13 protein-coding genes are annotated in these 14,069 nt (G+C 69.9%); 6 read left to right on the top strand and 7 right to left on the bottom strand.

Annotation, left to right across the window (positions count from 1 at the left end; genetic code table 11):
• Window positions 1-69 precede the first annotated feature (69 nt).
• The 3 genes from P3G67_RS23340 to P3G67_RS23330 all read right to left on the bottom strand — a co-directional run bounded on the left by P3G67_RS23340 (window position 70) and on the right by P3G67_RS23330 (window position 4,257).
• The gene (locus P3G67_RS23340) at window positions 70-1,281 is read right to left on the bottom strand and encodes a pyridoxal phosphate-dependent aminotransferase (protein WP_276095233.1); all 1,212 of its coding nucleotides are present in this window, start codon (window positions 1,279-1,281) and stop codon (window positions 70-72) included.
• 10 nt (window positions 1,282-1,291) lie between these two features.
• Window positions 1,292-2,923 (bottom strand): N-acyl-D-amino-acid deacylase family protein, encoded by a 1,632-nt coding sequence (locus tag P3G67_RS23335; RefSeq protein ID WP_276095208.1) that lies wholly within the window; start codon window positions 2,921-2,923, stop codon window positions 1,292-1,294.
• 83 nt (window positions 2,924-3,006) lie between these two features.
• The gene (locus P3G67_RS23330; RefSeq protein WP_276095207.1) at window positions 3,007-4,257 is read right to left on the bottom strand and encodes an amino acid deaminase; all 1,251 of its coding nucleotides are present in this window, start codon (window positions 4,255-4,257) and stop codon (window positions 3,007-3,009) included.
• A gap of 120 nt (window positions 4,258-4,377) precedes the next feature.
• Between P3G67_RS23330 and P3G67_RS23325 the strand changes: the two genes are divergently transcribed.
• Genes P3G67_RS23325 through P3G67_RS23315 form a run of 3 tightly spaced genes read left to right on the top strand, consistent with a single transcriptional unit; the run spans window position 4,378 to window position 6,562 of the window.
• The gene (locus tag P3G67_RS23325; RefSeq protein ID WP_276095206.1) at window positions 4,378-5,370 is read left to right on the top strand and encodes a sugar kinase; all 993 of its coding nucleotides are present in this window, start codon (window positions 4,378-4,380) and stop codon (window positions 5,368-5,370) included.
• Window positions 5,367-6,161, top strand: a complete 795-nt coding sequence (locus P3G67_RS23320; RefSeq protein WP_276095205.1) for an IclR family transcriptional regulator — start codon at window positions 5,367-5,369, stop codon at window positions 6,159-6,161. Before P3G67_RS23325 ends, P3G67_RS23320 begins: the two co-directional genes overlap by 4 nt.
• On the top strand, window positions 6,158-6,562 hold the full coding sequence (locus P3G67_RS23315) for a RidA family protein (protein WP_276095204.1): 405 nt from the start codon (window positions 6,158-6,160) through the stop codon (window positions 6,560-6,562). Before P3G67_RS23320 ends, P3G67_RS23315 begins: the two co-directional genes overlap by 4 nt.
• Window positions 6,563-6,582: 20 nt before the next feature.
• On the opposite strand, the gene P3G67_RS23310 is transcribed toward P3G67_RS23315, so the two are convergent.
• Both P3G67_RS23310 and P3G67_RS23305 read right to left on the bottom strand, forming a co-directional pair.
• Window positions 6,583-7,983: an alpha/beta hydrolase gene (locus P3G67_RS23310; protein ID WP_276095203.1), complete on the bottom strand. Its 1,401-nt coding sequence runs from the start codon at window positions 7,981-7,983 to the stop codon at window positions 6,583-6,585.
• Between the two features lie 152 nt (window positions 7,984-8,135).
• A complete protein-coding gene (locus P3G67_RS23305; RefSeq protein ID WP_276095202.1) occupies window positions 8,136-8,729 on the bottom strand; it encodes a lytic polysaccharide monooxygenase auxiliary activity family 9 protein in 594 nt (197 codons plus the stop codon).
• A gap of 183 nt (window positions 8,730-8,912) precedes the next feature.
• Between P3G67_RS23305 and P3G67_RS23300 the strand changes: the two genes are divergently transcribed.
• A complete protein-coding gene (locus P3G67_RS23300) occupies window positions 8,913-9,752 on the top strand; it encodes a S1 family peptidase (RefSeq protein WP_276095201.1) in 840 nt (279 codons plus the stop codon).
• 109 nt (window positions 9,753-9,861) lie between these two features.
• Here the strand turns inward: P3G67_RS23300 and P3G67_RS23295 are convergent, their stop codons facing one another.
• Window positions 9,862-10,572, bottom strand: coding sequence for a hypothetical protein (locus P3G67_RS23295; protein WP_276095200.1), 711 nt, complete (start codon window positions 10,570-10,572; stop codon window positions 9,862-9,864).
• A gap of 340 nt (window positions 10,573-10,912) precedes the next feature.
• Here P3G67_RS23295 and P3G67_RS23290 point away from each other — a divergent pair, with 340 nt between their 5' ends.
• A complete protein-coding gene (locus tag P3G67_RS23290) occupies window positions 10,913-11,665 on the top strand; it encodes a helix-turn-helix domain-containing protein (RefSeq protein ID WP_391858323.1) in 753 nt (250 codons plus the stop codon).
• A gap of 15 nt (window positions 11,666-11,680) precedes the next feature.
• Window positions 11,681-12,238 (top strand): class IV adenylate cyclase, encoded by a 558-nt coding sequence (cyaB, locus tag P3G67_RS23285; protein ID WP_276095198.1) that lies wholly within the window; start codon window positions 11,681-11,683, stop codon window positions 12,236-12,238.
• Between the two features lie 87 nt (window positions 12,239-12,325).
• Here cyaB and P3G67_RS23280 read toward each other — a convergent pair whose 3' ends face one another.
• Window positions 12,326-13,846 carry a chitinase gene (locus P3G67_RS23280; RefSeq protein ID WP_276095197.1) on the bottom strand — a complete coding sequence of 507 codons (1,521 nt, stop codon included), beginning with the start codon at window positions 13,844-13,846 and terminating at the stop codon, window positions 12,326-12,328.
• Window positions 13,847-14,069: the final 223 nt, after the last annotated feature.

Below are 14,069 nucleotides of genomic sequence, written 5' to 3'. Positions count from 1 at the left end.
CGCGGGGCTGTGACACTCTCGGAGTGCCACAGCCCCGCGCCCCATTCGGCGCACCGCGCGGCGCGAGCGTTACGGCTGACCGTAGCCGTCGAGGAAACGCCCGATGCGTTCGATCGCATCCGTCAGGTCCTCGGCGCGCGGCAGCGTGACGATGCGGAAGTGGTCGGGCTCAGGCCAGTTGAAGCCCGACCCGTGCACGATCATGATCTTCTCGGCCCGCAGCAGGTCGAGGACCATCTGCCGGTCGTCCTTGATCTTGTAGACCTTGGGGTCGAGCTTCGGGAACGCGTACAGCGCGCCCTTCGGCTTCACGCAGGTCACGCCCGGGATCGCGGTGAGCGCCTGGTACGCCGCGTCGCGCTGGGCGAGCAGCCGACCGCCGGGCAGCACCAGCGAGTTGATCGACTGGTGGCCGCCGAGCGCGGTGGCGATGGCGTGCTGGGCGGGCATGTTGGCGCACAGCCGCATGTTCGCCAGGATCGTCAGGCCCTCGATGTAACTCTCGGCGTGCCCCTTGGGACCGCACACCGCCATCCAGCCGCTGCGGTAGCCCGCCACCCGGTACGCCTTGGACAGACCGTTGAAGGTCAGCGTCAGCAGGTCGGGCGCGATGGCGGCGGTCGGGGTGTGGGTGGCGCCGTCGTAGAGGATCTTGTCGTAGATCTCGTCGGAGCAGATGATCAGCCGGTGCCGGCGGGCGATGTCGGTGATGCCGCGCATCAGCTCGTCGTCGTAGACCGCGCCGGTCGGGTTGTTCGGGTTGATCACCACGATCGCCTTGGTGCGGTCGGTGACCTTGCGCTCGATGTCGGCCAGGTCCGGCATCCAGTCGGCCTGCTCGTCGCAGCGGTAGTGCACGGCCGTGCCGCCCGCCAGCGATACGGAGGCGGTCCACAGCGGGTAGTCCGGAGCCGGGACCAGCACCTCGTCGCCGTCGTCCAGCAGCGCCTGCATGGACATCTGGATCAGTTCGGAGACGCCGTTGCCGAGGTAGACGTCCTCGACGTCGAGCTGAATGCCCTTGGTCTGGTAGTGCTGCATCACCGCGCGCCGCGCGGACAGCAGGCCCTTGGCGTCGCCGTAGCCGTGCGCGTCGCCGAGCGAGCGCAGCATGTCCTCAAGGATCTCCGGCGGGCACTCGAAGCCGAACGGCGCCGGGTTGCCGGTGTTGAGCTTGAGGATGCGGTGACCCGCCGCCTCAAGCCGCATCGCCTCTTCGAGAACCGGTCCCCGGATCTCGTAACAGACATTCGCGAGCTTCGTCGACTGGATCACCTGCATGTCGGTCACCCTACGACCACCCTTCACCGCCCGCTCGGTGTTTTTCGCCACGTCGACGTACCGAACGGCCCGCCAGCACATCTGTCCTGCGGCCCTCCCTGATCACGAACCGGCCGTCCACCAGCACATGGGGGATGCCGGTCGGCAGTGTCCGCGGGCGGTCGAACGTGGCGCCCGCGGCCACCGTCTGCGGGTCGAAGAGCACCAGGTCAGCGCGGTACCCCTGACGGACCAGGCCGCGGTCGGGCAGACCGAGCCGGGCGGCCGGGCGGCCGGTCAGATGGGCCACGCACTCCTGGAGCGAGAGCACCCCCAGCTCCCGCACGTACCGCCCCAGGTAGTGCGGGAACGTGCCGTACGCACGCGGATGCGGCTTGTCGCCCATCAGGATGCCGTCGCTGCCGCCGGTGTGGATCCGGTGCCTCATGATCGTCCGGACGTTCTCCTCGTCGCCGACGTGCTGGAGGACCGTGGTCCCCAGCCGGTCGGCGAGCAGCAGCTCCCGGGCCGTGGTGAACGGGGCCTCGCCGCGCAGCCGGGCGGTGTGCGCGATGGTCCGGCCGACGTGCCCGGCCAGCGCGGGATCCGACACCCCGGAGACCTCGACGCGGTCCCAGTCGATCGGCACCCCGTGGCAGCCGTCCGAGCCCTCCCGCTCCAGGGTGTGCCGGATCCGCGCCGAGGCCGTCTCGTCGCGCAGCCGCCGCAGGGTGGCCTCCGGGCCGCCCTCGCTCGCCCAACTCGGCAGCAACGCCACCAGGGTGGTGCAGCCCGGCAGGTACGGATAGCTGTCCAGCGTGATGTCGGCGCCCTCGGCCAGCGCGGCGTCCAGCAGTGCCAGCAGTTCGGCGGCGCGGCCCTTGTTGACGTCGAAGTTCATGGTGGCGTGGGCGAGATGGAGCGCACAGCCCGCCTCCCGGCACAGCGCGACCATCTCCGCGTACGCCTCCAGGGCGCCCGCGCCGTAACTGCGGTGGTGCGGGCAGTAGTAGCCGCCGAACCCGGCCACCACCCGGCACAGTTCGGTGAGTTCGCTCGTCGGCGCGTACATCCCCGGCGTGTACGTCAGTCCCGACGACATGCCCAGCGCGCCCTGCGCCATGCCGTCGGCCACCAGCCGTCGCATCTCGGCCAGTTCGGCCGGGGCGGCCGGACGGTCCTCCCAACCGACCGCCAGCATACGGACGGTGCCCTGCGGGACGAGGTACGCGGCGTTGACCGCGATGCCCCGGTCCAGGCGGTCCAGGTACTCGCCGACGGTGCGCCAGTCGAAGTCGACGCCGGAGCCGTCGCCGTTCCAGCCGGTGATCTGCCGTCGGACCTCGTCGAGGGTGCGGTCGTCCACCGGGGCGTACGACAGGCCGTCCTGGCCGAGGACTTCGAGGGTCACGCCCTGGGCGGCCTTCGCGGTGTGCTCCGGGTCGCGCAGCAGGGCGAGGTCGCTGTGCGCGTGCATGTCGATGAAGCCGGGGGCGAGGGCGAGGCCCCCGCCCTCCACGACGGTTCGGGCCGAGGGGCGGGTTCCGGCCGACCGCTCCCGGTGGATCTCCGCGATGCGGCCTTCGGCCAGGGCAACGTCGGCGCGGTACGGGGCACTTCCGGTGCCGTCTATGACGGTGACGTCGCGGAGTACGGTGTCCATTTCGGCCTTCCGCTCGTCGATGGTTTCCGGCTCGCCCGGCCTCCCGGCCGGCTGCGGCGGGGGGTCGGCGGGGGAGAACCCTCCTAGAAGAACGTGCGGACGAAGTCCACGACCGTCCCGTCCTGTTCGACCAGCGGAATCAGCTGCCACTTGTCGAACGTGGTGCACGGATGCGACAGCCCCAGCCCCACCCAGTCCCCGACCTCGACCCGCGCGCCCTCCTCCAGGGCGACGAACGCGTGCTGGTCGGCCAGTCTGGTCACCCGCATCCCGGTCGCGGCACGCTCCGCCCCGGACGCCGTCCGCACCACCTGGGGTTCCGGCAGGTCCAGGTCGTAGGGCACGTCCCGCTTGCCCGCGTTGACCACCGCCAGCCCCGGTTCCGGCTGGGACACCACCTGCGCCCACAGCCGGAACGCGGGCCGCAGCGAGCCCTCGACCCGGCCGTGGAACGGCGTGATCCGCCGGTAGTGGCCGTCGTCGTGGGTCACGTACGCGCCCGAGCGCAGCAGCTTCAGCACCGGCCGGGAGAAGTCGTCGGCCGCGACCGTCGAGAAGACCTCCGCCACCGAGTCGAACCACGCGCTGCCGCCCGCGCTCAGCACGATCTCGTCCGCCTGGGCGAACCGCCCCCGCGCGTCCAGCTCCCGGGCCAGCGCCACCAGCTGGCGCAGCCACGCCGTCACCGTCTCCTCGGTCTTGTCCGGGAGTTCGCCCTCGTAACCGGCCACCCCGACCAGCCGCAGATGGCGGGCCGCGGCCACCGCCTCGGCGACCTGGTGCGCCGCGGGTTCGTCGCGCACTCCGGTGCGGGCCCCCGGCGCGCCCAACTCGACCACCACGTCGACCCGGTGCGTCAGCGCGGCGTCCATCAGCTCCACGCCGCGTACCGAGTCCACATACGCGACGAAACGGAAGTCGGGGTCGGCGGCCAGCTCGCCGGACAGCCAGCGCAGCGCCGCCGCGTCCACCAACTCGTTGGCCAGGAAGATCCGTTGCACCCCGAACGCCCGGTACACCCGTACATGGCTCGGGGTCGCCGCCGTGATACCCCAGGAACCGTGGTCGAGTTGGCGGGCGAACAGCTGCGGTGCCATCGAGGTCTTGCCGTGCGGGGCGAACGCCAGGCCGTGCTTGGCGGAGTACTCCTCCAACTGCGCCAGGTTGTGCTCCAGCGCGGGCGCCGAGAGGGTGAGGACGGGGGTGGTGAATCCGCCGTCGAAGACGGAGCGGCGCTCGGCCGCCAACTCGCCGACCGTGAGCCCCTCGGCGTCCGGCGGCAGCCCTTTGAAGCGGTGGTCGATCCGCTCCTCGGACAACTCCTCGACGTGCATCCGCCCTCCCGGAGGTGCTGTTGCATAGTGTGCAACGGTCGTTGCGATCTGTGTTTCGTGCTGTCTAACATCCCGGCGAGCATCGGGTCAACGGTGTACGACAGGGTAAGAAGCGGGGCGATGGTGACCTTCGACGTGGTGTGCCTGGGGGAGTCCATGGTCACCCTGGTGCCCGCACGGCCCGGGCGCCTCGCCGACGTGGCGGTGTTCCACCGCGGCATCGGCGGCGCCGAGTCCAACGTCGCCTGCGCGCTGGCCCGCCTCGGCCACCGCACGCGGTGGATCAGCCGGGTGGGCGCCGACGGGTTCGGCGACCACCTGCTGGCCGAGATCGCCGCCGCGGGCGTGGACGTCGGCGCCGTGCGGCGCGACGGCACCCGGCCCACCGGCATCTACTTCAAGGAACGCCTCGCCGACCGCACCGCGGTGCTCTACTACCGCTCCGGCTCGGCCGCCGCCGCCATGTCACCGCACAACCTCGACCGCGCGGCGGTGCGCTCCGGGCGGCTGCTGCACCTGTCGGGCATCACGGCCGCGCTCTCCGCGCCGTGCCACGCCCTGATGACCGAGCTGACCCGGCCCTGGCAGGGGCGGCCACGGGTCTGCTTCGACGTCAACTTCCGCCCGGCGCTGTGGCGTTCACGCGACCCGGCGGCACTGGTCGAGTTGGCGCGCGGCTGCGACATCGTGTTCGTCGGTGAGGACGAGGCCAAGGCCGCCTGGGGACTGCCGGACGCCGCCGCGATCCGCGCCGCGCTGCCCGAGCCCGCCGTCCTCGTCGTCAAACGGGGAGCGGACGGCGCGGTGGCCTTCCACGACGGTACGGCCACCTCGGCCGCCGCGGCCCGGGTGGACGTCGTCGAGCCGGTGGGCGCCGGGGACGCGTTCGCCGCCGGATTCCTCTCCGGCACGCTGCGCGGGCTGCCGGTGCGCGAGCGGCTGCGGCACGGCCATCTGCTGGCCGCCGCCGCGCTCACCGTTCCGGGCGACCTCGGCACCCCGCCGCCCCGGGAGCGGGCCGACGCCCTCGCGGGCCTCAGCGACGAGGCGTGGGGCAGACTGCGACTCGGGCCCGGATGGACCGCCGAGGCCGCGGAGGTGGCCACGCCATGAGTCAGACCGTCGATCGCGCACTGAGCATCCTGCCGCTGCTCGCCGAGGGGCCGGCCAACCTGGAGCAGGTCGCCACCCGGCTCGGCGTCCACAAGTCGACGGCGCTGCGGCTGCTGCGCACCCTGCACGAGCACGGCATGGTCTACCGCCAGCGGGACCAGCGCTACCGGCTGGGCGCCCGGCTGTTCGCCCTGGCCCAGGAGGCGATGGAGCAACTGGACGTACGGGACATCGCCCATCCGCACCTCGTGGCGCTCAACGAGGCGTGCGGGCACACCGTGCATCTCGCCGTCCACGAGGAGGGCGAGGTCGTCTACATCGACAAGGTGGAGAGCCGCTATCCGGTGCGGATGCACTCGCGGATCGGCAAACCCGTCGCCATCACCGTCGCCGCCGTCGCCAAACTCCTGCTCGCCGATCTGCCCGAGGCCGAGCGGCGCGCGGTCGCCGAGCGTCTCGACTACCCCGCGTACACCGCCCGTTCGACGCCCAACGCGAACGCGTACCTCGCCGAGCTGGCCCGGGTCCGCGAACAGGGCTGGGCCAGCGATCTCGGCGGCCACGAGGAGTCCATCAACTGCCTGGGCGCGCCCATCCGCGGTGCGGACGGCCGGGTCGGCGCCGCCCTGTCGGTCTCCGCGCCGAACGTCGTGGTCTCCGCCGAGGAACTCCTCGCCCTGCGCCCTCTGGTGCTGCGCACCGCCGAGGCGATCAGCCGGGAGTACTCCGGCAGACCGCCGGTCAACGACCCCGAACCCCTGGTGAGAACAAGAGTGGAAAGGCACCCATGAGCGAGAAGATCGCGATCACCCCGGTCACCCACACCCAGCCCCCGGCCCGGTTCTCGCACGGGGTGAAGAAGGGGAACATCCTCCAGGTAGCCGGCCAGGTCGGCTTCCTCCCGGCGGAACCCGGCCAGCCGCCCACCGTCGCCGGCCCCACGCTGGGCGAGCAGACCCTGCGCACCCTCGCCAACGTCCAGGCGGTCCTCGAAGAGGGCGGTGCCACCTGGGAGGACGTGGTGATGGTGCGGGTCTACCTCACGGACACCGCGCACTTCGCGGAGTTCAACGGCATCTACGACGAGTACTTCGCCGACCTCAAGGGCGCCCCGGCCGCACGGACGACGGTGTATGTGGGGCTGCCCCAGGGGCTGTTGGTCGAGATCGACGCGCTGGCGGTACTCGGCTAGGGCCGCTCGCGCGGCGGCGGTCAGGCGTTCGGTGTGTGCACCCGGCCCGCCAACCAGGACAGCGCGTCGGAGAAGGCCGTCCCGGCGAACTGCCAAGTGTGGCCGCCAGGCTCGTAGTTCAGCGTGCAGGCGATCCCCTTCTTCTTCGCGGCGGCGCACAACTGCTGTGCGTCCGCCGCCTGGTTGCCCATGCCGTCACCGGGGATGTCGCGTCCGCCGAAGCCCATGGGGCCGGAGCGGGTCATGCTGCCGCCGCCGTGCCAGTGCTTTCCGCCGTGCCCGCCACGGCCGTCGCGGTTGCGGCCGCCGCCCCAGCCGCCGCCCGGAAAGCCGGTGCCGCCGCCGGGCGGATTGTTGTCGAAGCGGCCCGCGGTGCCGGTGTACGCGGCGTGGTTCGCCAGTACCGTCATCGGGTCGAACCGCGCCCACGCTGCGGCGTCGCCCCCGTACAGGTCCTTGATCGTGGTCTGCTTGTCGCCGACGATCGGGCCCTGGTCACCGGCGATGTCCTGGAAGGTGCCGAACAGTTCGGGGTGCGTCACGGCGAGGTCGACCGCGCAGGTGCCGCCCATGGAGTAGCCGACGACGCCCCAGTCGGCCGGGTCGGACGAGGCGCCGAAGCGGGAGACGACGTACGGCCGCACGTCCTTGGTGAGGTGGTCGGCGGCGTTGCCGCGCGGACCGTTGACGCACTCGGTGTCGTTGTTGAAGCTGCCGCCCGAGTCCACGAACACCAGGATCGGCGCCTCGCCGTGGTGGGACCTCGCGTACGCGTCGATGGTGCTGATCGCGCCGCCGGTACGGATCCAGTCGGCGGGGGTGTTGAACTCGCCGCCGATCATCATCAGCACCGGCAGTCGCGGATGGTGGGCGCCCGCGAACCAGGCGGGCGGCAGGTACACGTACTCCTCGCGGTGCGTGAAGTCGCTCGCGGTGTCGGGGACGTTGACGCCGACCACGCGGCCGGTGCTCATGGTGCTCGCCTTCCCCTGGAGGGCAGCCAGTTGCGAGGCGTCCACCTGGTCGGGGAGCGGTCCGGCCGTGATCTGGGCCCAGGCCTCCTGCACGGTGGGGAAGTACCCCACCCACTGGTTGAGCACCAGTCCCGTGCACAGCAGCCCCAACGGGATGACCGGCAGCGACAACACCCTTCGCCACCAGCGTGCGCCCCGCCAGCCCAGCACGGCGACGGCCAACGCGCCCGCGGTGACCCCGATCCACACCCACAACGAGGTCGGCGCCGGATCGGTCGCCAGCGCGTTGGCATCCACGTACCACCGCACGACCAGCGCACCGAGTACCCCGACCGCCGCCGCGACCGGCAGCCACAGGAGTCTCCACCGCCTGGTACGCCAACCGACGACCACGACGAGCAGCACCACCGTGACGATCTGCGCCGTCAGCGGCAGCCACCCGTTCAACAGCGATACACCAGTGCGCCAGGGCGCCGCGGGCGGATTTCCGTACGAGGAGGCAGAGAGATACACGATCGCCCACCCTGCCCGCGCGTTCGAACGCGGCACCATATCCACCGGATGAGGAAGTACTGAGAATTCCCTTAGTGGGGCCGGCGTCAGAACTGCACGTCGGAGCAGGCGTAGAAGGCGTTGCCGGTGTCCGCGATGTTCCACACCGCGAGGATGAGGTGCCTGCCGGTGAGACCGGCGGGGACGGTGCCCTGCTGGGTGACGGTTGCACTGGACGGCGGCCTGCCGCCGTACGGGACGGTCAGGAAGGGCCGCGGTTGGAGTTCCGCCCGGGTCAGCGGCTGGGTGGGGTCGTAGCTGTCGTTGGTGATGAAGTACTCGAAGTCGGTGGTGGCGTGCCGGGCGGTGAACGTCCAGGTGAAGTCGTAGGTCTGTCCGCCGGTGAGCTGGGTGGTGGGCCACTGGCCGCCGCGCGGGTCGTCGAGCTGTGCGAAGCGGCTGTTGCCGCCACTGCATATGGCGCCGTCCGGCGGCCCCGCCTGCGGGAAGCCCTTCGGCCCTTCGACGCTCTGGGGTTCGTACTGGATGTCGCCGCAGTCGCCCACGGTGCCGTCGGCGCACAGCGCCTGACGGCTCGGCGGCTGGCTTGTGTACCCATGGCTACTGGCACTGCCGGTGGCGAGCACGCAGGCCCCGAGGACACCGAGGCCGACGATCACCACACCGAGCTTTCCGCGCATGGCTCAACTCCTGAGGAACGTGGGGGATTCAGGGTCGATGTGAGCGCCCAGGCTTGGTCTGGACCAATACCACAGTAGATCTGACGATAGGTCATGTCCATGGGGGTTCTCTTCTCGGCCGCGTGATCCGACAATGTGCATGCCAATTCCGGAAGCGCTCCGGTACGGAGAGGATCCCCCCACATGAAAAGACCTCTCATCGCCGCCCTGTCGGCAGCATCTCTCGCCCTCATCACGTTCCTCGGTGTCACCGCGGCACCGGCCGGTGCCGCGACCCGGCCCGCGGACGTGCAGGTCGGCTTCGCCGGGACGGTGGCGTTGGACGACTGTTCCGGGTCGGTCGTCAGGACGCCCGCCGCGGCGGACGACGACCCGGCGATGGTCATGACCAACGGGCACTGCCTGGAGAGCGGGATGCCCGCCGCGGGCCAGGTCATCACCGACCAGCCGTCCAGCCGGACGTTCACTTTGCTGGACGCGGCCGGTGATCAGGTCGGGACGTTGCAGGCCAGCAAGGTGCTGTACGCGACGATGACCGACACCGACATCACGCTGTACCAACTGAGCAGCACCTACGCCCAGATCCGCCAGCAGTACCAGATCGAGGCGCTGCCGCTGGCCACCAGCCACCCGGTCCAAGGGGACTCCGTCGAGGTGGTCTCCGGGTACTGGCAGTCCACCTACTCCTGCGCGATCGACGGCTTCGCCTACGAGGTGAAGGAGGCCGACTGGACCTGGAAGGACTCCGTCCGGTACACCCCCGACTGCCATGTCATCGGCGGCACCTCCGGTTCCCCGGTCATCGACACCTCGACCGGACAGGTGGTGGCGGTCAACAACACCACCAACGAGAACGGCGAGCAGTGCACCCTGGACAACCCCTGCGAGGTGGACCAGAGCGGCAACGTCACCATCCACCAGGGCATCGGCTACGCCGAGGAGACCTATCTGATCGCCCCCTGCGTGGGCACCGGCAACACCGTCGACCTCACCCTGCCGGACTGCACGCTCCCCAAGCCGTAACCCAACCGACAGAACGCCCTGGCACCGCGCCCGCCAGGGCGTTCGCTTCAGCGCGGGGCATCCGTGATGCGCTGCCGCACGCGTCGTATGGACGCTCAGCAGGGTGCGGTCAACTCGTGAACTCGCCCTGCTGACGGACGCCCGCGGCGTGGATCGCGTTCGCCAGCAAATCGGGATCGGTGAGGGCGGGCCCCTCGGCGGCCTGCGGCCAGTGTGACCAGTGGCGCCGCCGGACAGTACGGCGGAGAAGGCGCGGGTCGGGGCAGGCGAGCCGTTTGCCTTTGCCGATCGAGGTGGTGAGCGGCATGGACCAAGTCGTGGCCGTTCCCTTGGGAACGAGGAATTCAACCGCTGTGCTCCCGGTGTGCATGACAGGCCCGAGGCCGGGGTGGGCATGCAGATCGCGCAGCAGCCGGCAGCCGAGTCGATGGATCACGCGCACAACGTCGAACCGCACGCCTGTAGGGATGAGCGAGAGTTCGCCCCTTGCCCACTCGCGTAGAACTGGCCCCGGCGCACTGGTGGTTGACGCGAGCCAGTAGGCGGCGTCCCATGGTGCCGTGCAGCCTTCGCGTGGGCCGAGTGCTGTCTCCACCGCGTCGTACAGGGCGGCGAGGAGCTTGTCCGGATCGGTGATGTAGGTGTCGGGACGGGGCGGGATGAGCCAGCGCGGCCCGGTGGTCCGCTGGGTTCCCGGAATCGGGATGTACGCGGTTTCGCCGTGGACGTGGATGTCCGCATGGCGAGGAAAGGCCCAGTCCGCTGCTGTGCGCACGGGGATGAACCAGTAATGGAGGCCTGCGGAGGGATCCTCGAGCACGGCTCCGCTCTCCGCCCCGAGGGCGGCGCGGGCAGGCTCCGCGAGTCGGCGGGGTACTCGAACCGCGTCCCACCACCGTCCTGCTGGTTGCAACGAGATACGTAGTCCTGGAGGCAGCCAGGCGGGGGAGGAAGCGTAGCTTCTTGTCACGCTTCGAGGATCCGGTTACACGGGGTATGTTTCGATACCCGCACGGTAATCTCACCGTGAGATGACATTCCATCCCAATGTGAGCTGAGGGCCTGCCCACATGGCACCAGTCGCCTTCGTTGAACTTCCCGAATGGGCTTGGCAGCGAGCCGAAATGCGTCAGGCGCTCCGGAGCCGGGACATAGGGGCCGTGTTCCGATATGTTCAGCAGTTCGGTGGAGTCAGTCAGGCGCGGATCGCCTCGGCGGTCGACATGACCCAGGGCCGGGTGAACGAGGTCATCAATGGACGTCGTGAGGTGTCCAGGCTCGATGTGTTCGAACGGGTTGCTGACGGCCTCGGTATGCCGGACGATGCCCGGCGCCTCCTCGGCCTCGCCGCATCCCGGGAGGGCAGTGGCGGAAGGGCCGTCGATCTCGCGGCGTTCCCCGAAGTCGTGCGTGTTTACATGTCGCAGGCGTCGGCCGCTGATGAGATGCAGCACGAGGCACGTACAGCGCGTGAAGTTGACGTCCTTGCCGTCCGGGGGCTCGGGTTGCTCGCCCTCAACGACAGTTTGCTGCGGGAGTCGTTCACCCGTTCCGGGTCCGCGCCGTTGCGGCTACGGGTCCTGCTGCTGCACCCTGAATCCACTGCTCTGTCGCTGCGAGCTGCGGAGATCGGAGAGTCGGTGGAGTCCCTCGCCCATGGTGTGCGGCTGGCGGAAGCTCGGCTCCGAGAACTCGCCCAGCACTGCGAGTTGGGGATTTGGCGGTACCGGTCGCTGCCCACGTGGCGCATCATCCGGCTGGACTCGACGCTGTTCGTGTCGGCTTTCGACGCCGGGTGGGAAGGACACGAGTCGGCCACGTACAAGGTGGTGCAGACACCGTACGGGCCGCTGCACCGAGGGTTCCGTCGCATGTTTGACGCGATGGTCGCGGACTCCGAGCGTGTGGTGTGAAGAGGCGGAGAGGGAATGATCGAGGCCGAGTTGAAGGCTCGGGTGCGAGAGCCGGAGAAGGTCGAGGCGGGGCTGGAGGGGCGGGCCACAGCGCGGGTTGAGGTGTATCGGGACACCTACTTCGACCTGCCTGACGGCTCCCTGATGGACAGCGACCGCGAACTGCGGGTGCGGACCGTGAGTGGACCTGATGGGAACAGGTCGGTCCTCACCTACAAGGAAGCACGGGTGGACGCGGCCTCCGGGGCGAAGCCCGAGTACGAGACGCGGGTTGAGGATCCGGACGCGGTACACGCCATGTTGCGTGGGCTTGGCTACGCACCCGTCATCGAGTTCGAAAAGCACTGCCAGAACTATGAGTTCGAGGCAGCTGGGCGGCGGATACTGGCGACACTCGTGCGGGTGCCGGAGATCGACGGCACGTTTATCGAGGTGGAAACGCTGGTGACGGAGGACGAGTTGCGGGCGGCACTGGATGCGGTACGCGACGTGCTGGCGCAGTTGGGGATCGGTCAGGAGGATCTGACAACCGAGCAGTACACGGACGCTGTCGCCGCGCGGCGCCGTTCGTGAGGGTTCGCTTCCGTACCCCACCAGCTCTCCCCAAGCCGTAACGCCGGGGTCCGGGCGGCGTTGCCGCCCGGACCCCGGCGGCGAGGGTTACGGCAGCGCGTGCACGTGGGTGCCCACGCCGTTGGCGAAGGAGTTCCCGTTGGACGCGTCCCAGTTGGTGGACCACGTCATCGCGCCGCGCAGCGTCGGCCAGGTCTGCGGCGGCTTGAAGGAACCGCAGTTGGTGCCCTGGGTCAGGCAGTCCAGCGCGCTGTTCACCACCGACGGCGAGACATAGCCGCTGCCCGCCGCGCTGCTGGAGGCCGGAACGCCGATCCCCACCTGTGACGGGTCCAGGCCGCCCCGCAGTTGGGTGCAGGCCAGCGCGGTGATGAAGTCCACCGAGCCTTCCGAGTAGACGTTTCCGTCACAGCCGTTCATCGAACCCGAGTTGTAGAACTGGGTGTTGACGACGGTGAGGATGTCCTTGATGTCGAGCGCCGTCGCGAAGTAGTCGCTGGACGGCGAGAGCATGTCGATGGTCTGCGGGGCCATGGTGATGATCAGGCCCGGTCCCGCCTTCGCCGACAGGGCGTGCAGCGCCTGGCTCATGTACGTGGGGTTCAGCCCGTTCTCCAGGTCGATGTCCACGCCGTCGAAGCCGTAGTTCTGCATCAGCGTGTAGACGCTGTTGGCGAAGTTCGTGGCCGAGGTGCTGTCGGAGACCGAGATCGTGCCGTTCTGGCCGCCGACGGAGATGACCACCTTCCTGCCCGCCGCCTGCGCCGCCTTGATGTCGGACTTGAACTGCGCGTCGGTGTAGTTCAGACAGGGGTCGACGGAGAAGTCCACCGCTCCGGGCGTGGACGTGGCGTTGGCGAACGCCACCGCGATGATGTCGTACTGGCTGTTGACGTCGGAGAGCTTCTGGACGGTGGCGCCGTTGCAGAAGTCCTGCCAGTAGCCGGTCACCGCGTGCTTGGGCAGGCCGGAGGAGGTGCTGGGCGGGGTGGGCGTCGGCGTCGGGGTCGGTGTGGGGGTGGGGGTCGGCGTCGGCGTCGGTGTGGGCGTGCCGCCGCTGCCCGCGGGCCCGGTCAGGCTCACGTCGTCCGCGTAGTAGGCGGGCTGCCCGTACCAGCCGTGCAGGTAGACGGTGACCGAGGTGGTGTTCGCGCCGGTGGTGAAGCTGGTGCTGAGCTGCTGGTACGCGGAGGCCGACGGGGTCCAGGTGGACGGGTCGGTGCCGCCGGTGCCGGTCGCGCCGAGGTAGACGTAGCTGCCCTGCACCCAGGCGCTCAGCGAGTAGCTGGAGTTCGGCCGCACGCTGACCACCTGCGAGCACTGGGCGTCGTCGGAGGCGGTCGGCGTCGCCTTGAGCGCGGAACTGCCGCTGTGCACCGGGCTGTTGACCGTGGTCCCGCTGTTGGCGGTGCAGGTCCAGCCGGACAGCCCGGACTCGAAGCCGGGGTTGGCGGCCAGGTTGGCGTCCGCGGCGTGGGCGGTGGACATGGTGACGCCCAGGCCGAGCCCGGCGGCGCTCAGGGCGGCGGCGGTGAGCAGGGGCAGGATGCGCCGCGGTCGGCGGCGGTCCGGGTCCGAACCGGGGATTCTATGGCGTGAACCTGACATTTTGGCCTCCTGGGGGCGACGCCCGCGCGTCGGGAGGTTGAAGGGGGGTTGGTGCAGACCAAAAGTGGTCCAGACCAGTACCGGTGTCAAGAGGAGCGGCAGCAGTCCTCAGGGTTGCTGAGCGTTGCGGTTGGGTAGCACAAGGCCCTGCTCATCCCGTAAATCCTGGATAGGCTGCGCACGTTGAGAGGTGGGAACCGCAGTGGCTGGGGGTCCGCGGGCC

The organism is Streptomyces silvisoli (genome assembly GCF_029269905.1).
Taxonomy (GTDB): Bacteria; Actinomycetota; Actinomycetes; order Streptomycetales; family Streptomycetaceae; genus Streptantibioticus_A; species Streptantibioticus_A silvisoli_A.
This window is presented reverse-complemented; position numbering and strand designations above follow the sequence as displayed.